The sequence below is a fragment of the Bradyrhizobium sp. Tv2a-2 genome, from assembly GCF_000472425.1.
Classification (GTDB): domain Bacteria; phylum Pseudomonadota; class Alphaproteobacteria; order Rhizobiales; family Xanthobacteraceae; genus Bradyrhizobium.
Genome location: NZ_AXAI01000032.1, coordinates 14,214 through 32,975 on the forward strand (window position 1 = coordinate 14,214; position 18,762 = coordinate 32,975).

The following is an 18,762-nucleotide window of genomic DNA, read 5'->3' on the forward strand; positions in this document are numbered from 1 at the left end:
TGCCGCGACAGAAAATGACGACGCGTTAATGATAGGTCGCGACGATATCGGAGATGGCGCGTTCGAGCTGCTGGGCGGTGGCACATTGCCGCACCACGTTGCAGAAGGTCGCGTAGCGCGGCATCTCGGAATCGCCGAATCCCCAGGTCATGCGGCCCTCGGGGTTGAGCCAGACCAGCCGTTTGGCGCGCTCCGAAATGCGGCGCAGGATATCGGCGCCCGGATCGAGATTGTTGCTGCGCGCATCGCCCAGCACGATCACCGTCGTCTGCGGTGTGACGCTCTCCATCCATTGCCGCTCGAAGTCGGCGAACGACGTGCCATAATCGGACGATCCAAATCCGACCCTGGACATGATGTCCTGCATGGCCTCTTCCGCACCCTTGGTCTCGAGCACCTCGCTGACCTCGATCAGGTGCCCGGAAAAGGCAAAGGAGCGGACGTCGGACACGACCTCATGCAGGCTGTGGATCAGCAGCAGGAAGAAATCGGAGACCCGGGCGACCGAGCCACTGACATCGCAAAGCGCTATCACCTTGGGCCGCTCGCGATGCTTGCGCTTCCAGGCGGTGAGGAACGGAACGCTGCCCCAGGCGGCGTTTCTGCGCAACGTGCGACGCACATCGAGATGGCCGCGGCGCTGGCGCTTCCTCGGCTTGGCATAGCGCTCGCGCAGGCGGCGCGCGATCCGCCGGATCAAGGCGCGCATCTCCTCGATCCGCTGCGGTTCGATCCGCGCGAGCGGCGCATTGCGCAGGATCTCGTTGCGGAGGTTTTCGGCTTCCTCGCGCCCGTAGAGCAGAAGCGCCTGCGCAACTGCGTCACGCACATTCTCGCGCAAGCCGTCGGTCAAGGCGGACAGCCGTTCGGCCAGCGCAGGATTGGTCGCCGTCAGCGTCTCCAGATCATCGTTCAGTCGGGCAATGCCCATCTCTTCGAGAATGCGGCTGGAGAAAATGCCGCGCTGGGTGAAATACCTGATATCCGACAGCGAGGATGCAGCCGATGCGCTGGCAATCGCCGCCGAGATCGCGGCCCGGTCCTGTGACAACAGCATCTGCGCAAGCGCGCCAAGCCCGGCGAGCCGGCTGTCATCCGCGCCTTCCACGCTGTGATCCGGTACGGCTTGACCACTCTCGTCCCGCGACTCGTCTTCTCCTTCCCCAGCTTCGTCGCCTGCCGCCGCCTCATCGTCCGTTTGTGACGGCTCGGCAGACGCAAAGAAGAGGTCGAAGCACGCGCCCAGCGCCTTCTTCTCGTCCTCGGATTTGGCAAGCGTGAGCAGCAATGCGTCGCGCAGCAGGCCGCGATCGGACAGGCCTACCGTCGACACGGCCCGCATCGCGTCGATGCTCTCGGCCGGCGAGACATGAACCCCCGCTCCCCGCGCGGCGCGAAAGAAGCGATGGAGGTTCTCCTTCATGGCGCTCAGCCAAAAACGTTCTGGCGGGCGGCCTTGGCCACGAAGGTCGTCACATGCGGCAGCGCGGCCTCGACATCGGATTCGTATTTCAGGAGCACGTTGAGCGTGTCCCTGACCATGTCATGGCCGAGCTCGGTGGCCTCGAGCAGCACGAGAACACGGGCCCAGTCGATGGTTTCGCTCACCGAAGGCTGCTTCTTCAGATCAAGCGTGCGGATCTCGTGGATGAAGCCGACCAGTTGCCGGCGCAGGGTCTGCGAGATGCCGGCCACGCGGCTTTCCACGATGCGCTCCTCGAGCTTCTGCTCGGGAAAGCCGATATGCAGATGCAGGCAGCGCCGCTTCAGCGCGTCGCCGAGATTGCGCTCGCTGTTGGAGGTCAGGATCACGGTCGGCGGCATCGCGGCGGCGATGGTGCCGAGCTCGGGGATGCTGACCTGGAAGTCGGAGAGGATCTCGAGCAGCAACGATTCGAACTCCGCATCCGACTTGTCGATTTCGTCAATCAGGAGCACGCAGCCGCCGGGCTGTTCCAGTGCCTGCAGGAGCGGCCGCGGCTCGACGAATTCCTTGGAAAAGAACACGTCGCCGAAATCGTGCAGCTGGTCGAGCGCCGCGTGCAGCGTTTGCGCGCCACCCAGCACTTCGCCCAGCTTGTCCTTGAGGATCTGGGTATAGAGCAGCTGCTTGGCGTATTTCCATTCATAGAGCGCCTTGGCCTCGTCCAGCCCCTCATAGCATTGCAGGCGGATCATCTTCAGCCCACGCCACGAGGCGATCGCCTTGGCAAGCTCGGTCTTGCCGACGCCGGCGGGACCTTCGACCAGGATCGGCTTTGCGATCTTTTCCGACAGATAAACGGCGGTCGCGATCTGGCGGCTCGCGATATAGCCCTGCGCGGCGAGCCCGCTTTCGACCGCTTCAATGGAGGCCAGAGGTGTGGCCGAGGGCCGCTGATCTGCCACGAAATTCAACTCCCTATGTCCAGCGCTCTTTGGTGATCGGTATCCGCCGAGGAAGCGGGAAACCTTGCATTTGCGATAGGAGGAATGCTGCCGAAAGTCTATAGCACGGGCTCGCTTGTCAGGAATGCTGCGAGTCCGTGCCAAGCATATTTCCCGGCTGGCGCAATTCCTTGAAGGCGCGCCCCACTACCCGCGGATCGCCGCATTGGCCTTCTCGGCGGCGACGGTCATCACGACCTTCGCCGGTTTTTCCCCGGAGATCACTTCGTTTACGCCGATCATGAAGGCGTCGAGGATGGTTCTCGATTTCGGATGGAAAAGGATTGCCTTGGCGCGATCGACATCGGCGTCTTGCAGGTTGGTAAGCGCGGCTTCCGCGGCTTGCGCGCCGAACGCCTTCTTGAAGCCCTCGCTCGACCACGCCGAGGCACGCGTCGTCGCGAGTCCCCCTGCGGCAGTCTTAAGCGAGGTCGGCTTGCTGGTCGCCCACAACAGGAACAGGAAAGCCGCTCGCTTATTCTGGGACTTGGAATTGATGCACGCCTGCCAGTGCGACATGAAGGGAACCGGCGAGCGTCCCGGGAGATGCGGAAAGGTTGCAAAGCCGGCCTGCTCAGTGACACGGCTCTTCGCTGGATTGGAGATGTCGGTGGCGAAGTTGCTGCTGTCGACGGCCATTGCCGTCCTGCTCTGCAGGAAATCGTCCAGCACCTGGTACCATTCATAGCTGCCCACGTCGGCAGGGCCGGCCTGGCTGAGCAGCCGTCCATACATGTCGACCGCCGCGACGGCCTCCGGGCTTGCGAAAGCGGCCATATGGTCCTTGACCATGTCTCCGCCGTAAGAGAACACAAAGCCCATCGCGGGTGGGGTGGAATTGCCGCCGGCCTGGGCGCGCATCGCGATCCCCGACATCTCGTCGGTCTTGACCGCCTTGGCGGTCGCAAACAGCTCGTCGAACGTCTGGGGCACCGTCAGGTTCTTGGCTGCCAGCGCATCCTTGTTGAAGAACAGGGTCATGGCCTCGGACGTAATCGGGAATGCGTAGCGCTCGCCGTCCGACCATAGCGGGAAGGCCAGCGCCGTCCTGAGAAGGTCGCTCTCGTCATACCAATCGAGATCGGTCAGCGATTTGTTGGCGAAATAGGCGTTCAGCGGCTCGAGCCATCCGCCCGAGATGCCCTGCCCATAGGTCGCAAACATGAAGACGTCTGGCGCGCTGCCTCCGCGAGCAAGCCTGATTGGGATCGTTCCCAGGTAGTTTGTTTCCAATTGAAAATCGGTGGCGACGTTGATGCCGGTCAATTTTGTGAAATCCGGCAGGAGTGGCGCGATCGCGTTCGACCACGGATGGATGGCGCCAGCGAGCGTGATTGTTTGCCCCGCAAATTGCTTCCAGTCGATCGCAGCACTGGCATAGGGCGCCAAGGCGTCCTCGGCAAAGGTCCGCCGCGAGGACGCGGTGAGCGCCGGCAGGAGCGCGCCTGCTGCGCCCAATCCCTTGACGAAACTACGCCGGCTCGTCCGCACGCGATCGCCCGTGGAGTTTCCATCCCGCGCCATGCCGGTGCCCTCCTCACCATGGGCTGTCATTCGCGACGCCCCGCCACAGGACCTTGAGCTGTGACGTCGCGGCCTTCGCGAGCCGACCGACTCCGAATCCGGTGAAATATGCGCGGTCGAGGATATCGGGTTCCGGCTCGCCTGTACGGCCCCCCGTCCATGCTACTATTCTAGCCATACTCGGGCCTTGGCACCACAACGGTGCCGGCCGGCCGAGCCTCGAATGCCTGCGGCCAAATGTCAGTCCTTGCTCCGGGCCATATCTTGAAGTGGTTGATGCGTCCGCCAATCCTGGCTGGCGCGGTGCTTCTGACGCTGCTTGCCGCGACCGCGTTTTTTGGCCTCCGCTATTGGCAGGACCGGCAGTCGGTAAGTTTCGCGATCGAGCACGATCGACAGGTACTCGAAACGCTCGACCGGCTGCGCACCATCATCATCGACCTGGACGGCGAGAGGCGCGGTTATCTGCTCACTCTCGACCCGTCCTATCTGAAGGCCTACGGCGTTTCCGACGAGAACGCGCGACGGGAGATCCAGGGCCTGCAGGCTCTGGTGGCCGGTGACCCGTTGCAGAGTCTTCGAGCCACACACCTGGCGCTCATCGTCTCGGCAAAGCTTCGCGAGATCGACGAGATGGTCAAGACGGCGGTCGGCACTTCCGGCCTGGCGGCGCTGGCCATGATCCGTGCCATGGACGATATCCGGACGCAAATCGACCTGATGGCGGACCATGAGCGTTACCTGCTCGTGGATCGGGAGAGACGCGCCGACGCTCTCGATCAGCGCAGAACCTGGCTGGTCGCGGCCGCCGTCATCATCATCACGGCCTTCGCGGTCATGGCGCTGGTGCTGGCACGGCTCGAGGCAAACCGACGGCGCAAGGCGACTGATGAGAACATCCAGCTCTACAGCGATATCGAGGAGCGCGACAGGAAGATCAGGCGACTGTTCGATTCCAACATCATCGGCATCATCATCTGGGAGATCGAAGGCCATATTTTCGAGGCCAACGACGCGTTCCTCCGCATCGTCGGTTACGACCGGGAGGATCTCGCCGCGGGGCGCCTGCACCGTATGGAGCTGACGCCGCCGGAGTGGCACGACCTCGACGCGCGCAACGTCGCGTCGCTCAAAGTGCAGGGGATCATGAACCCGTTCGAGAAGGAGTACTTCCGCAAGGACGGCACCCGCATACCCGTGATGATCGGCGGGGCCATGTTCGGAGAAAACAGCAATCAGGGCGTCGGCTTCGTGCTCGATCTGACCGGACTCAAGCGGGCCGAAGCCGAGGCACGCGAGAACGAACGGCGCTACCGCGAAGCCCTGTTGGAGCTCGCGCATGCCAACCGCGTCAGCACGCTGGGGCAGCTCACCGCCTCGATCGCCCACGAGATCAGCCAGCCGATCGCAGCAGTCGTGACCAACGCACAGGCCGGGCTGGACTGGCTCGGCGCAGAGCCACCCAATCTGGAGCAGGTCCGGCAGACGCTCGGCTACATTGTCAGCGACGGCATGCGCGCCAGCGAAGTCATTGATCGAATCCGGGCTCTCATCAAGAAGGCGCCGCCGAAAAAGGAGAGTCTCCAGATCAACAAGACGGTGCTCGAGGTCACCGCCCTCACCCGTGGCGAAGTCCTGAAGAACCGTGTCGCGGTGCGGACGCAGCTCGAGGACGGCTTACCGCCGGTTCAGGCAGATCGGGTCCAGCTGCAGCAGGTGCTGCTCAACCTGATCATCAACGCCATCGAGGCCATGAGAGCGGTCGCCGAAGGTTCGCGCCAGCTATTGATCACGACCGCCAGAGACGGCGCTGGCAGCATCGTGGTCAGCTTGCGGGATACCGGAACCGGCCTCGATCCGAAAGAAGCGGACCGCCTGTTCGAGGCCTTCTACACCACCAAGGCCGAGGGCATGGGCATGGGGCTCGCCATCTGCCGCTCGATCGTCGAGGCGCATGGCGGACGGCTGTGGGCCACCGCGAACGAGCCGCGGGGCGCGATCTTTCAGTTCTCATTGCCGCTGGAGCCGGTGGAAGCCATTCCCACCGGCCACGCGAGCCTGACGTCACGAGGTCCTTATCTGCCGCGCTCGTAGAGCAGCCGGGCACGAATCGTGCCTTCGAGCTCGCGGATATCGGCTAGCACCTTGCGGCTATCAGCGGTCGAGGCATCGGCATCGAGGACGATATAGCCGATATCGCCCTGCGCCTCGTAATACTGGGCCGCGATATTGACCGAATGACGAGCAAGCACCCCGTTGAGCTGGCCCAGCATGCCGGGCAGGTTGCGCTGAACCTGGATGAAGCGCGTTCCCATCGGGCGCGCCGGGAGCTGCACTTGCGGGAAGTTCACAGCCCCCATGGTCGCGCCGGTGTCGCTGTAGTCGACGAGCTTGCGCGCGACTTCGGAGCCGATCCGTTCCTGCGCCTCTTCGGTCGAACCGCCGATATGCGGAGTCAGGATCACATTGTCGAGGCCCTGCAGTGGCGAGGCGAAGCGCTCGGCCGCTGAGCCCGGCTCGACCGGGAATACGTCGACCGCGGCGCCGGCGAGCCTGTTCTCACGCAAGGCTGCAGCCAACGCATCGAGATCGACGACCGTGCCGCGGCTGTTGTTGATGAGATAGGCGCCTTCCTTCATGGCGGCGATCTCGTCAGGACCAATCATGCCTTGCGTCGCCGCCGTCTCAGGCACGTGCAACGACACCACGTCGCTCTGTGCGAGCAACTCCTGCAAGCTCTCGACCGGCTCGGTATTGCCGTGACGGAGCTTGTCGGTGTGGTCGTAATAGATCACCTTCATGCCGAAAGCTTCCGCGAGGTTGGATAGCTGCGAGCCGATATTGCCGTAGCCGATGATGCCCAGCGTCTTGCCGCGCACCTCGAAACTGCGCTCCGCCGATTTGTCCCAGCGCCCCTGATGCGCACCGACTGAGCGCGCGGGGATCCGACGCAACAGCATGATGATCTCGCCGATCACGAGCTCGGCGACGCTGCGCGTGTTCGAGAACGGCGCGTTGAAGACGGGGATGCCGGCGTGACGAGCACCATCGGCATCGACCTGGTTGGTGCCGACGCTGAAGCAACCGATCGCAATCAACCGATCCGCCGCTTCAACAATTTCCGCGGTGACCTGCGTGCGCGAGCGGATGCCTAGCAGATGGACGCCGCGAATGGCCTCCTTCAGGGCATCACCGTCGAGCGCCTTCGGCAGGTGGCGGATGTTGGTGTAGCCGGCGGACCGCATGGCATTCACCGCGGTCTCGCTGATGTTCTCCAACAGCAGGATGCGGATCTTGTCCTTTGCGAGGGACAGCTGGGAATCGAGCGAATTTCTATCCATCACTGGCTTTGGCCCCTTTTGAACCTGCCTGCATGTAATTGGCGCGGCCTGCAAAGCCAAGGCTCGATCGGCCTGCCGGCCGGCAGGCCGAATGCGGGAGCCGAATCGCGACCGCGGAGCGCCCTCCGTGGCACAATCGGGCCGGTAATGCACGGTCAAAATGGCCATTCAGGAACGGCGCCGGATTGCGGCATCATGCCTTGATCATGCCTTGCCGGTTGCGAACTGCTTCAACACGATCCCCGCCTGCTCAAGCCGCGCGCGGATCAGGCGCGCGGTCTCGACCGCATGAACGGAATCGCCATGCACGCAGATCGAGTCGACCGAGGTCGAAAGATGCGTGCCGCGCGCGGTGATGATCGCACCGGCCTTGATCATGTCGATCACGCGGCTGGCCGCCTGCTCCGGATCGAGAATCATGGCACCTGGCTGCCCGCGCGGAATCAACTGCCCGGTCTCGGTGTAGCCTCGGTCGGCATAGATTTCCTGGTACGCCGCAATGCCGGCGGCCTCGCTTGCGGCGATCAACTCGCTGAGCGCAGGCGCGAGACAGGCAAGCGTGCGGTCGACCGCGCGCGAGGCGCGGGCGACTGCGTACGCAATCTCGCGGTTCTCGCAGGCGATATTGCCGAGCGCGCCATGGGTCTTCACATATGTGATGCGGTGTCCGGAATAGGCGGCGAGCGCTGCGGCCGCACCGATCTGATAGGCGACCAGCCGCTCGATTTCGGCTGCCGAGAATGGCAGGCGGCGGCGGCCAAACCCCCACAAATCCGGAAAACCCGGATGTGCGCCGACGTTGACACCGTGCTTGCGGGCTGTGGCAAACGTCTGCGCCATCACCTCGGGATCGCCGGCATGGAAACCACAGGCAACATTGGCCGAGGTGACGATCGACAGCATCGCCTCGTCATCGCCACAAGTGTAGGTACCGAAGCCCTCACCAAGGTCGGAGTTCAAATCGACGGACGGCATTCCGGCGCTCCCAGTTTGACCTGGCGCAGGTAAACCACGCCTTCACGCCCCAGGCGATCAAAAAAGAAGCGCATCGGTGACCGGCTCCATACGAATTTCAGTCCCGCATCGGCCAGCGCACCGACCACCGCGATTGCGCGCCAACCTCGAGCGGCCCCTCGTCTCCGCCGAGGCCACATCACGCTAATGCGGCGCGGCAACGGAAAGCCAAAAAAATCCTCGCAACTCCTAACAACTTCTAACTCGTCAGGCCGCAAGCGCCCGGTCATGGTGCATGCAAGGGGCGAAAGAGCCGCGTGATTTGATCGGGTTTAAGGGAGGGCGAGCCTTGGCCATAGACGGGCTGATCACGATACCGATGTCCTCCAGACCACAAGAGACCATCGACACGTTGGAGACCGAAGCGCGGGCCACAAACGAAACAGGCACCGCGGGCGTCCCGCGAACGCTGTCACGCCGCGGCTTCATTGCAGCCTCCACCGGCTTGGCCGGAAGTGTCGTCGCGGGTCACGCAGCCGCCGACTCTCTTGCCGACGTGCCGCCGCGCGAGCCCGGCGCCGACCTTAGCTCACACAGCGAACGATCGAAATATGTCAAGATCGACCGGGTACCCGAAGCCGGTCCGGGCATGCGCAATGTCGATCCGGACAACGCCATCAACGCCAAGACGCCACATCAAAAGCTGGTCGGCAACATCACGCCGACTGACCTGCATTACGAACGCAGCCATGCCGGCGTCCCTGACATCGATCCCGCCCAGCACCGCCTTTTGATCCACGGCATGGTGCAGAAACCGCTGGTCTTCAGCGTCGATGACCTAAAGGCGATGCCGTCAGTGTCGCGCGTCGTCTTCATCGAATGCACGGGCAATGGATGGGAAAACTGGAAAAAGGCCGACCCTGATCTCACCGTGCAGCATACGCACGGTCTCATCAGCACCAATGAGTGGACCGGCGTTTCCCTGAAATTCTTGATCGATCTCGTCGGAAAAGAGCGCGGGTCGAACTGGATGCTTGCCGAAGGCGGCGATGGAGCCGGCGTCGATCGCAGCATCCCGCTCACCGACGAAATCCTGAGCGAGGCCTTTGTCGCCTATGGCCAGAATGGCGAGCCGCTGCGACCCGCCCACGGTTTTCCGATGCGGCTGATCATGCCGGGCTTCGAGGGCAACCTCAACATCAAGTGGCTGCGGCGGCTTAAGTTCGGCGACCAGCCCTGGATGACCCGCTGGGAGACGGCGCGCTACACCCAGTTGCTCGCCGATGGCAAGGCGCGGCAGTTCCAGCTGCGCATGGAGACCAACTCGGTCATCACCCAGCCGTCGGGCATGATGGAGATCCGGCCCGGCTATAACCGCATCACAGGCTTTGCCTGGAGCGGTCACGGCAAGATCGCGAAGGTCGAGGTGAGCACCGACGGCACGAAAAGCTGGAAGGTCGCCCAGCTGAATTATCCCGTGCTGCCGAAGGCGCAGACCCGCTTCCAGATCGATTGGGACTGGGACGGCAAGCCAACCAAGATCGTCAGTCGCGCCACCGACGACAAGGGCAATCTGCAGCCGGACCGAGCGTCTTTCATTGCACGGAACGGGACCAACGCACTGTTTCACTATAGCGCGCAGCAGACCTGGAGCATCGATGAGGCAGGGAGGGTTCGCAATGTCCTCGCCTAGCAAGCTTGTCCTGAGCCTGACCATCGCAACCACACTGATCGCGCCGGCGTTGGCCTATGATTTCGGCCGTCCCGCGACGCCGGACGAAATCAAACTGTGGGACATCGACGTGCGCCCCGACGGCAAAGGCTTGCCCGAGGGCCGCGGCACCGTCGCCAATGGCAAAGAGGTGTTCGCGGAGAATTGCGCGGCCTGCCACGGTGAAGCCGGCGTAGGCGGAATCAAGGATCGCTTGGTTGGCGGTGCGGGCACGCTCTCGTCCGACAAGCCTGTCAAGACCGTCGGCAGCTATTGGCCCCATGCGACGACGCTGTTCGACTACATCCACCGCGCCATGCCCTACACGTCGCCGGGATCGCTGAACGTCGACGACACCTATGCGGTTACGGCGTATATATTGAGCCTAAACGGAATCATTCCCGCGGACGGCAAGCTCGACAAGGCGTCGCTGCCCCAGGTCAAGATGCCCAATCGCGACGGTTTCATCCCCGATCCGGAATTCGATCCGGCCCGACTGTTCAGGGAAAAGTGAGATGGCGCATCTCGCCAGGACGGCGATAGTCGCGGCCGTTGCACTAGCTGCAATGATATTGCTAACGGGAGCGCGAGCCATGGCTACAGAGGGACTGATCACCCTACGAAGTGCTTTCGGACCGGAAGAGACGATGAAACGGCTCGAGGCCGAAGTGAGCGCCAAGGGCTTGACAGTGTTCGCCCATATCGACCATGCCGCAGGCGCCGCTGCCGTCGGCCTCCCGTTGCGGCCAACCGATCTGTTGATCTTCGGCAATGCCAAAGGCGGCACGCCCTTGATGCAGGCGGCGCAGACCATCGGCATCGACCTGCCGCTGAAGGCGCTGGTCTGGCAGGACGCCGCGGGCGTCACTTTTCTCTCTTATAATGATCCCCACTTTCTGGCGCTGCGCCACGGCCTCGATGACGGCTCAAAGGCTACGATCGAGGCCCTGTCGGGCGCGCTGAAAGCGATTTCCGAGAAGGCAGCGAAAGCACCATGAGCTTGGTCGCGCTGGACGGCTGTTCGAGAACTGACACATAGAGGATGATCTGAGCCTGGTCCGCGAGTTCGGGCAGATTCCAATAGAGACAAAGGACATGGCTCAAGCAGAACAAGACATGATGCGGGCCGCGCTTCTCGACGAGGCCAGGCAGCCGTTCCGGATCGCATCGGTCGCGCGGCCCCGGCCTGCGCCGGGCGAAGTGCTGGTGCGGATTGCCGCGAGCGGTGTCAATCCGCTGGATCTGAAGATCCGCGCCGGCCAGGCCGCGCATGCGCGCCATCCGTTTCCCGCCATTCTCGGCATCGATCTCGCGGGCACCGTCGAGGCCGTTGGTTCTGAAGTTACGGCCTTCCGCGCCGGCGACGAGGTCTACGGCATGACAGGCGGCGTCGGGGGCATTCCCGGCTCGCTCGCCCAATATGCCGCCGTCGATGCGACATTGCTGGCGCGAAAGCCCAGGAATCTCTCAATGCGCGATGCGGCCAGCCTACCCTTGATCGTGATCACGGCGTGGGAAGGCCTTGTCGATCGCGTCGGCGTTCGTGCTGGGCAGACAGTGCTGATCCATGGCGGCGCCGGCGGTGTCGGCCATGTCGCGGTCCAGTTGGCCCGGGCGCGCGGCGCGCAAGTGTTTGCCACCGGGTCGGCCGCGAGCCTTGATTACATCACCGAGCTCGGCGCAACCGCAATCGACTATGGCGCAATGACAGTCGAGCAGTACGTCACACGCCACACCGCAGCGCGAGGCTTCGACGTGATCTACGACACCGTCGGCGGCACCACGCTCGACGCCTCGTTCAACGCTGTCAGGCGTTTCGGCCACGTCGTCAGCGCGCTCGGATGGGGCACGCATGCGCTGGCACCGCTGTCGTTTCGTGCCGGAACTTATTCCGGCGTATTCACGCTGCTGCCGCTTCTGACCGGCGAAGGCCGCCTTCATCATGGCGAAATCCTGCGCGAAGCCGCCAGCCTGGTCGAAGCCGGCAAACTGCGCCCGCGCCTCGATCCGCGCCGTTTCGACCTGTCCAGTGTCGACGCAGCGCATGGGGCGATTGAGGATCGCTCGGCACGGGGCAAGATCGTGGTCGACGTCGACTAGACAGCTGCGACCATCCGTTGTCACGATCAAGGAGCATGTCCCATGCAAGAGAACGCACCGGAGGGACGGAAAACCGGCCCCGCATCGAATCCGCCCCGTAACCGCATCGGCACATGGATCGTGCTGACGGTGCTGGTCCTGCTGTTGGTGGCCGCCGCGGCCATCGGCTATTTCGGCTGGACCAGCACGGACACCAGCGTGCCGATCTCTGGCTACATTGCCATGGCTTTCGGCGTCATCTTCTCGCTTGCCGTCGGAATCGGCCTGATGGCCCTGCTCTTCTACTCTAGCCGCGCGGGCTACGACGAACCGGCGGTGCTGATCCAGGAGCCGGAGGATGAACACGACGATGGCGGGAAGCAAGATCTCGGCAAAACGCCGTGAGGCCGCATAGTGCATGGTCGTCCCGGCCCTCGTCGGACGATCACTCCTATTGGCGCTCTCGCTTCATCGGCTCGGTGATGCTGCACGGCAGCGACTTCACTCAGCCCGACGCCAGTTGACGTTCGATGCCCTTGGGATCGTGCTTGAGGCCCTCGGCCAGCCCGCGCGCCATGTCGCCGACGTAAATATCCTCCTCGCCGGCCTCGAAGCCGTCGAGAATTTCGGTGGCGGCATCGGCCGGCGTCATCTTTGGAATCGTCAGCACCGCCGTCATGCGGGTGTCGATCGCACCGGGAAAGGCGGCTGCAACTCGGACACCCTTCGGAGCCAAGTCGGCGCGCAACCCCTGGGTGAGGCTGAGCGCCGCCGCCTTGGAGGCACAATACGAGCCCATGAACGGCAGATTGACCCGGGCGAGGATGGTCAGCAGGTTGAGCACCGCGCCCTTGTTCCTGATCAGCACCGGCGCAAACGCCCGCGTCACACGCAGCGGCCCGATGTAATTGATCTCGATCTCCTCGCGGGCCATCGCGACATCGGCGGCCAGCATGAAGCCCGTGTTGTGGTTGACGCCGGCATTGTTGATCAGGAGCGTCACGTCGGTTGCCAGCGCCGCGGCCTTGGCAGCGTCGTCGTCGCTGGTCACATCCAGCTTCACCGGCATGACCGTGGGGGAACCCGCGAGCGAGGATATGTCACGCGCCGCCGCGTAGATCTTGGCCGCGCCCCGCGCAGCAAGCGCCGGGATGAGCGCTTGCGCGATCCCGCCGGAGGCACCGGTGATGAAGACGACAGACCCCTTGATGCTCTCGATCACGCGGCTGATCCTTGCTGTTGGGGTGTCCGATCACGCCTGGCGATGACGCAGCCGATCTGCAGTGCCATGATCGAGCGCGCCTGGTAGCAGCCAACGACGCGACAATGAGCAAGACACCATGACCAACACTCTCCTATGCGAGAGCGGCGCCGTGAAGCCGACGCCGTCGAGTCAGTTTTGCGATCAGCCTGTCTTCGGTGCGCTCTCTGCCCAGCGCACCATCAGCGTATTCGAGGGCAGAGACTCCTCGACCAGCTTCTTCGCGGTCTCCACGCCGGCAACCGGGAGCTTTTTCGGATCGAGCAATCCGATCTGGACCAACACCGAGGCCTGGTCCCAATAGATGTGCTCATTGTACAGCTTGTCGCCGCGGAACCGGACGATCGCGACCAGCGGGATCTCGACATATTTGCCAGTCGGCGGCACACCAGGCAGCATCCAGTCGATCTCGATGTCATGGGTGAAGCAAAACAGCATCTCGTCGACGACACGGTCGGCGCCGATGGTGCGCGAGATCGGGATGAGCTTGGTATCCTTCGGTGTCTTCGGAATGAAATGATTCTTGTAGAAGCGCAGCAGATCGCGATAGCCGACGCCGCCGGTCATGGTCGGGATGTGGTTGACATAGGGCTCGGCCACCATGGTGCCCATGGTCGCTTCCGCGGAGCGGATGGCGAACTCCAGCTCGGTATGCTTGTCCCACAGCGAGGACAGATCGTAATGCGGACCGAGAACCTTGCGGAACAGCGCGATCGAGCGCGAATGCGCCATCAAGGTCGCTGGCTTGTTGAAGCTCGCGCGCTCCGGCGCCGCAAACGCATGGTCGCAGCCGGGATAGAGATAGAACTCGACGTCGGGGCGTTTCGCGAAGGCTGCCGTGATCTGCGCGCGGGCTTCCGCCGGCGCAAAACGGTCGAGCTCGGCAAAGTGAAACACCATCGGCCCCTTCACCTTCTCAGCCTCGCCGAGATCGGCTTCGATGCCGACGCCGTAATAGGAGACCGCGCAATCGACATCGGTGCGCGCGGCGACGAGATAGGCGAGCTTGCCGCCGAGGCAGAAGCCGAGCGCGCCGACCTTGCCGGTGCATTCGGGCCGCGCCCGCAGCACCTTTAGCGCGTCAGCGGAATCCTTGATCGACTGCTTGGCATCGAAGCGATGGTAATAGCCCATCGCCTTGCCGAAATCGGCCTCGGTGTAGCTGAGCTCGATACCCGGCTCCATGCGCCAGAACAGGTCCGGCGCCAGTACGACATAGCCTTCCTCGGCATAGTAATCGGCGACTGCGCGCATCGACGCGTTGACGCCGAATATCTCCTGCAACAGCAGGATGCCGGGACCGGAGCCTGAGGAGGGAATGGCGAGATAACCCTTGAACGTGCCGCCATCCGCGGCCTTGATGTCGATCCACTGTCCTTCCACCGCATAGTCCTCCTCACTCATCGAGACGTTTCTGTCGAAACGTCCAAAGCGACGCTCACAAGCCTGTCATCTCTGATGCCAAGTTCTGATGACAAGTCCTGATGCCAGGTCCGAGCTTGGTCTTGACGCTTCATCCTACTTTCTTAATTGAATTTTTAATGTAAGATTTCAACTTGTAAATGGCATTCATTGACCACAGCCTGCCCAGGCGCTGAGCGGGAAGGCGAATCGGGAGACCGTTTTGAGGAAGACGGAGAAGACGGCCGCGAGGCAAACAGCAGCTGCGGCGAAGCCGAAACGCGGGCCTATCGCCGCGGAACGGCCGGGTGCCTGGCATCTCGCGCGCACCGAGACGGAGAAGCAGCTGAGCGACTTCGAGTTTCGCCTGGAGCGGCTGGCGCAGGCCTATTACCGCTGGAAGGCGGCTTGCCTTGCCGCGGTCTGCGACGTGCCGCTCACGGGCGACGACGTCGCCGTGCTCAATGTGGTGCGGATGGGCGACGAGCCGAAGCGACTCTCCGAGGTCGGGCAACTCCTCAACCGCGTCGACGTTCCCAATCTGCAATATGCCACGCGAAAACTGGTGCGCGCCGGCCTGATCGAGACCGAAGGCTCGTCCTCGCGCAAGGAAACGCGCTACCGCGCCACCGAAAAGGGCCGCGCCGTCACCGAAGCTTATGCCGCCTTGCGCGGCACCACGCTGCCGCCGATGCTGGATGCGCTCGACGGCTGGGGCGCCAATCTCGAAACGACGGCTGTCCAGATGGACCTGCTCGCGAGCCTCTACGGTCAGGCTGCCCAGGTCGCGATCACCAGGCGACATCAGCCGTAGACGCGCCGTGGCGACAACCCGCAGGATTGGTGGAGCGCAGCGAACCCATCATTAGCAGCCGCGCACGCGATGGGTTTCGCTTCGCTCCGCCCATCCGACAACGCTGCGCTGCCTCTTATCCGATTGCCCCGTCGTCGCCGCACGCCTAACCTGCGCAAAAATCACACAGTGGTTGGACGCGCAATGGCACGCATCAAATCGATCGAGACCGGGCACTATCGGATTCCCCTTTCCGTCACGCTGTCCGACAGCACGCATGGGGAGATCACCGCGTTCGAGTTGATCACGCTGCGGGTGCGCGACACCGACGGCGCGGAAGGTGTCGGCCACAGCTACACGGTCGGCCGCAATGGCGGTGCGATCGCGGACATCCTGCGGCGCGAGGTGCCGCCGCTGGTCGATGGCCGCGAGGCCGACGACACCGAGGCGATCTGGCAGCATGTCTGGTGGGGCCTGCATTATGGCGGTCGCGGCGGGCCCACGGTGCTTGCACTCTCCGCGCTCGACATCGCGCTGTGGGACCTGAAGGCGCATCGCGCCTCGCTGCCGCTGTGGCGGCTGCTTGGCGGTTTCGATCATCGCGTGCCCTGCTATGCCGGCGGCATCGATCTCGACCTGCCGGTCGAGGCGCTGCTCGCTCAGAGCGACGAGAACCTGCGCAAGGGCTTTCGCGCCATCAAGATGAAGGTAGGACGGCCTGATCTCGCCTCCGATGTCGCGCGCGTGCGCGCGATGCGCGAACATCTCGGCGACGGCTTCCCGCTGATGGCCGACGCCAACATGAAATGGACGGTCGAAGAGGCCGTGCGCGCCGCCCGTGCGCTCACTCCCTTCGATCTCGTCTGGCTCGAGGAGCCGATCATTCCCGACGATGTTGCAGGCCATGCCCGCATCATCGCGGCCGGCGGCGTGCCGATTGCGGCCGGCGAGAACCTGCGCACGCTGTGGGAGTTCAAGAATTATATCGCGGCAGGCGCCGTGTCCTATCCCGAGCCCGACGTCACCAATTGCGGCGGCGTCACGTCTTTCATGAAAATTGCGCGGCTTGCGGAAGCCTTTAATCTACCCGTCACGAGCCATGGCGCACACGACATCACCGTGCATTTGCTCGCGGCCTGCCCCAACCGCTCCTATCTCGAAGCGCATGGCTTCGGGCTCGACCGCTATATCGCGCATCCCCTGGAGCTCGAAGACGGCAAGGCACTCGCGCCGGCCCGCCCCGGCCATGGCATCGAGTTCGACTGGCAAGGGCTGGCGCGGCTTGCGGCGTGATGCAGAGGCCATGATCGGGTGGGTAGAGCGACGCCTCATCTCACCTTCAGCGCGAGCTCCGTTCCGCCTCTTGATCGTGCCGAGATCACGTGGGGGCACGGATCGCCCCGATATTGCTGAGGGCCTCCACGGATCCTTCCTAGCACGCGCCTGCCGCGGCCCTTATGTCGCGCCGCTTGGAAATCTCTATCTTCGCATTGCTGCTCGGTCCGGACCGATCTGGACAAACGCTTGGCGCGGCTGTTACGCCATTCGATCGCCTGAAACACCGGTGCCTATACATGTCCGACCATTTCTCCAATCGCCAGCAGATTCGTAAACCCGCCGTCACCTCCAAAGGTGGCATCGTGGCCTCACAATCGCGCCGTGCCGCCGAGATCGGCGCCGAGGTTTTGGCCGCGGGCGGCGATTGCATCGATGCGGTGGTTGCGACCGGCTTTGCCCTCGGCGTGCTGGAGCCCTGGATGAGCGGCATGGGCGGCGGCGGCGCGATGGTGCTCTACCGCGCCAAGGAAGATCGCTACGAGGTGATCGATTACGGCATGCGCGCGCCGCAAAGCCTGCGCGTCGAGGACTATCCGCTGACCGGCGATGGCGCGGCCTCCGACATCTTTCCCTGGCCGCGGGTGAAGGACGACCGAAATCTGCATGGGCCGTCCTCGATCGCGGTGCCCGGCGTGCTGGCGGGCCATGAGGAGGCCTTCCGCCGGTATGCCAGACTGCCGTGGCGCGACCTGGTCGCGCCGAGCATCTCGCTTGCGGCCGAAGGGCTGCTGGTCGACTGGTGGACGACGCTCTCGATCGGCAGCGCGGCCACGGATTTACGGCGCTATCCGTCGAGTGCCGCCATTTACCTGCGCGACGGCCTGCCGCCGCAACCGCAATGGGGCATCCGCTCGGTGATGCGCCTGCCGCAGGAGCGGCTGAAGACGACGCTCGCCCATCTCGCCGAAGCGGGCGCGCGCGATTTCTACGAAGGCGACCTCGCGCGCAGCATGGCAGCCGACATCAAGGCAGCCGGCGGCTCGCTGTCTTTCGAAGACCTCGTCGCGTTCGAGGCGCATTGGCGCGAGCCTCTGAAGATTCCCCATCGCGGCGGCACCGTCTATGCGACGCCGGAGCTTACGGCCGGGCCGACGCTGGCACAGACGTTGCGGCCACTGCAGGATTTGCAAGCAGGCCAGAACGGTCCGGACCCAACCGCCTACAACGCTTACGCGCAGGCACTACAGGTGGCCTATCGCGAGCGGCTCAAGGACATGGGCGATGCCGACGGCCGCCGCGCGCTAGGCGCGGAGCACCTGGCACCGAGTTGCACCACGCATTATTCGGTGGTCGACCGTCACGGCAACATGGCAGCGGTCACGCAGACCCTGCTGTCGACATTCGGCTCCAAATTCGTCACCCCGCAAAGCGGGATCACCATGAACAACGGCATCATGTGGTTCGATCCGACGCCGGGCGGCGCCAATTCGCTGGAGCCAGGTAAGCGCTGCCTCTGCAACTACACGCCGGTGGTCGCGCATGCGGCCGATGGACGCCGCTTCGCCGTTGGCGCCTCCGGCGGCCGGCGCATCCTGCCCGCCGTCACGCAGCTGATCTCCTTTGTGATGGACTTCGGCATGGACCTCGATGCAGCGATCCACCAGCCGCGCATCGATGCCAGCGAGGGCTCCATCGTCATCGGTGATGTACGGCTGCCCACCGAGGCTCGCGAGGCGCTGCGGAAACAATTCGACTACGAGGAAGCTCGCGTACAGAGCTGGCCCGGCAAGTTCGCCTTCCCGAGCATGGTGCTGCGGCAGGGCGACATCAACAGCGGCGCGACCGAAGTGTTTCACGCCTGGGCCGAGGCCGTGGCCGAGGGCTGAGCCCGCCTCGCATCGTGCGACGAAGGTAGTAGCATGCTTTCGCGTTGTTAATTGGCGTAACGCCCGGACTAGACACAAGATCAGGGCCCGCCAAAATTCCTTAGGGA

At 63.7% G+C, this 18,762-nt stretch carries 16 protein-coding genes; 9 read left to right on the forward strand and 7 right to left on the reverse strand.

Annotation, left to right across the window (positions count from 1 at the left end; genetic code table 11):
* Window positions 1-25 precede the first annotated feature (25 nt).
* The 3 genes from A3AI_RS0137190 to A3AI_RS0137200 all read right to left on the reverse strand — a co-directional run bounded on the left by A3AI_RS0137190 (window position 26) and on the right by A3AI_RS0137200 (window position 3,981).
* Window positions 26-1,423, reverse strand: a complete 1,398-nt coding sequence (locus A3AI_RS0137190; RefSeq protein WP_024520380.1) for a VWA domain-containing protein — start codon at window positions 1,421-1,423, stop codon at window positions 26-28.
* Window positions 1,424-1,428: 5 nt separating this feature from the next.
* Complete coding sequence (locus A3AI_RS0137195; RefSeq protein ID WP_024520381.1) at window positions 1,429-2,388, reverse strand: AAA family ATPase; 960 nt, start codon at window positions 2,386-2,388, stop codon at window positions 1,429-1,431.
* 186 nt (window positions 2,389-2,574) lie between these two features.
* Window positions 2,575-3,981: an ABC transporter substrate-binding protein gene (locus A3AI_RS0137200; protein WP_024520382.1), complete on the reverse strand. Its 1,407-nt coding sequence runs from the start codon at window positions 3,979-3,981 to the stop codon at window positions 2,575-2,577.
* 246 nt (window positions 3,982-4,227) lie between these two features.
* On the opposite strand from A3AI_RS0137200, the gene A3AI_RS0137205 reads away from it, so the two are divergent.
* The gene (locus A3AI_RS0137205) at window positions 4,228-6,045 is read left to right on the forward strand and encodes an ATP-binding protein (protein ID WP_349509715.1); all 1,818 of its coding nucleotides are present in this window, start codon (window positions 4,228-4,230) and stop codon (window positions 6,043-6,045) included.
* On the opposite strand, the gene serA is transcribed toward A3AI_RS0137205, so the two are convergent.
* Both serA and A3AI_RS0137215 read right to left on the reverse strand, forming a co-directional pair.
* Entirely contained in the window at window positions 6,027-7,292 is a 1,266-nt protein-coding gene (serA, locus tag A3AI_RS0137210) for a phosphoglycerate dehydrogenase (protein WP_036051101.1), read from the reverse strand. The two genes, A3AI_RS0137205 and serA, sit on opposite strands and share 19 nt — an antisense overlap.
* 204 nt (window positions 7,293-7,496) lie before the next feature.
* Complete coding sequence (locus A3AI_RS0137215; protein ID WP_024520385.1) at window positions 7,497-8,267, reverse strand: LamB/YcsF family protein; 771 nt, start codon at window positions 8,265-8,267, stop codon at window positions 7,497-7,499.
* A gap of 328 nt (window positions 8,268-8,595) precedes the next feature.
* Between A3AI_RS0137215 and soxC the strand changes: the two genes are divergently transcribed.
* The 5 genes from soxC (at window position 8,596) to A3AI_RS0137250 (ending at window position 12,441) form a co-directional block, all read left to right on the forward strand.
* Window positions 8,596-9,939, forward strand: a complete 1,344-nt coding sequence (gene soxC / locus A3AI_RS44285; protein WP_245287039.1) for a sulfite dehydrogenase — start codon at window positions 8,596-8,598, stop codon at window positions 9,937-9,939.
* Window positions 9,926-10,471 (forward strand): c-type cytochrome, encoded by a 546-nt coding sequence (locus A3AI_RS0137235; RefSeq protein ID WP_024520389.1) that lies wholly within the window; start codon window positions 9,926-9,928, stop codon window positions 10,469-10,471. The genes soxC and A3AI_RS0137235 overlap by 14 nt, the downstream gene beginning before the upstream one ends.
* A 79-nt stretch (window positions 10,472-10,550) precedes the next feature.
* The gene (locus tag A3AI_RS0137240) at window positions 10,551-10,955 is read left to right on the forward strand and encodes a DUF302 domain-containing protein (RefSeq protein WP_024520390.1); all 405 of its coding nucleotides are present in this window, start codon (window positions 10,551-10,553) and stop codon (window positions 10,953-10,955) included.
* Between the two features lie 97 nt (window positions 10,956-11,052).
* Window positions 11,053-12,057: a zinc-dependent alcohol dehydrogenase family protein gene (locus A3AI_RS0137245; RefSeq protein ID WP_502685787.1), complete on the forward strand. Its 1,005-nt coding sequence runs from the start codon at window positions 11,053-11,055 to the stop codon at window positions 12,055-12,057.
* A 42-nt stretch (window positions 12,058-12,099) separates the two neighbouring features.
* Complete coding sequence (locus A3AI_RS0137250; protein ID WP_024520392.1) at window positions 12,100-12,441, forward strand: hypothetical protein; 342 nt, start codon at window positions 12,100-12,102, stop codon at window positions 12,439-12,441.
* 100 nt (window positions 12,442-12,541) lie between these two features.
* On the opposite strand, the gene A3AI_RS0137255 is transcribed toward A3AI_RS0137250, so the two are convergent.
* Together A3AI_RS0137255 and A3AI_RS0137260 are read right to left on the reverse strand one after the other, a co-directional pair.
* Window positions 12,542-13,258: an SDR family oxidoreductase gene (locus tag A3AI_RS0137255; protein ID WP_036051107.1), complete on the reverse strand. Its 717-nt coding sequence runs from the start codon at window positions 13,256-13,258 to the stop codon at window positions 12,542-12,544.
* Window positions 13,259-13,441: 183 nt separating this feature from the next.
* Window positions 13,442-14,701 (reverse strand): dienelactone hydrolase family protein, encoded by a 1,260-nt coding sequence (locus tag A3AI_RS0137260; protein ID WP_036051110.1) that lies wholly within the window; start codon window positions 14,699-14,701, stop codon window positions 13,442-13,444.
* A gap of 220 nt (window positions 14,702-14,921) precedes the next feature.
* On the opposite strand from A3AI_RS0137260, the gene A3AI_RS0137265 reads away from it, so the two are divergent.
* From A3AI_RS0137265 to A3AI_RS0137275, 3 genes are all read left to right on the forward strand, one after another.
* Window positions 14,922-15,512, forward strand: coding sequence for a helix-turn-helix domain-containing protein (locus A3AI_RS0137265; protein ID WP_024520395.1), 591 nt, complete (start codon window positions 14,922-14,924; stop codon window positions 15,510-15,512).
* Window positions 15,513-15,695: 183 nt separating this feature from the next.
* A complete protein-coding gene (locus A3AI_RS0137270; RefSeq protein ID WP_024520396.1) occupies window positions 15,696-16,784 on the forward strand; it encodes a mandelate racemase/muconate lactonizing enzyme family protein in 1,089 nt (362 codons plus the stop codon).
* A 281-nt stretch (window positions 16,785-17,065) separates the two neighbouring features.
* A complete protein-coding gene (locus A3AI_RS0137275; protein ID WP_024520397.1) occupies window positions 17,066-18,655 on the forward strand; it encodes a gamma-glutamyltransferase in 1,590 nt (529 codons plus the stop codon).
* Window positions 18,656-18,762: the final 107 nt, after the last annotated feature.

Excerpts from the sequence above, each read along its gene's own strand:
- A3AI_RS0137190 (WP_024520380.1), bottom strand. The coding sequence starts at position 1,423 with ATGAAGGAGAACCTCCATCGCTTCTTTCGCGCCGCGCGGGGAGCGGGG.
- A3AI_RS0137200 (WP_024520382.1), bottom strand. The coding sequence starts at position 3,981 with ATGACAGCCCATGGTGAGGAGGGCACCGGCATGGCGCGGGATGGAAAC.
- A3AI_RS0137205 (WP_349509715.1), top strand. The coding sequence starts at position 4,228 with ATGCGTCCGCCAATCCTGGCTGGCGCGGTGCTTCTGACGCTGCTTGCC.
- serA (WP_036051101.1), bottom strand. The coding sequence starts at position 7,292 with ATGGATAGAAATTCGCTCGATTCCCAGCTGTCCCTCGCAAAGGACAAG.
- A3AI_RS0137215 (WP_024520385.1), bottom strand. The coding sequence starts at position 8,267 with ATGCCGTCCGTCGATTTGAACTCCGACCTTGGTGAGGGCTTCGGTACC.
- A3AI_RS0137235 (WP_024520389.1), top strand. The coding sequence starts at position 9,926 with ATGTCCTCGCCTAGCAAGCTTGTCCTGAGCCTGACCATCGCAACCACA.
- A3AI_RS0137240 (WP_024520390.1), top strand. The coding sequence starts at position 10,551 with ATGGCTACAGAGGGACTGATCACCCTACGAAGTGCTTTCGGACCGGAA.
- A3AI_RS0137245 (WP_502685787.1), top strand. The coding sequence starts at position 11,053 with ATGGCTCAAGCAGAACAAGACATGATGCGGGCCGCGCTTCTCGACGAG.
- A3AI_RS0137250 (WP_024520392.1), top strand. The coding sequence starts at position 12,100 with ATGCAAGAGAACGCACCGGAGGGACGGAAAACCGGCCCCGCATCGAAT.
- A3AI_RS0137260 (WP_036051110.1), bottom strand. The coding sequence starts at position 14,701 with ATGAGTGAGGAGGACTATGCGGTGGAAGGACAGTGGATCGACATCAAG.
- A3AI_RS0137270 (WP_024520396.1), top strand. The coding sequence starts at position 15,696 with ATGGCACGCATCAAATCGATCGAGACCGGGCACTATCGGATTCCCCTT.
- A3AI_RS0137275 (WP_024520397.1), top strand. The coding sequence starts at position 17,066 with ATGTCCGACCATTTCTCCAATCGCCAGCAGATTCGTAAACCCGCCGTC.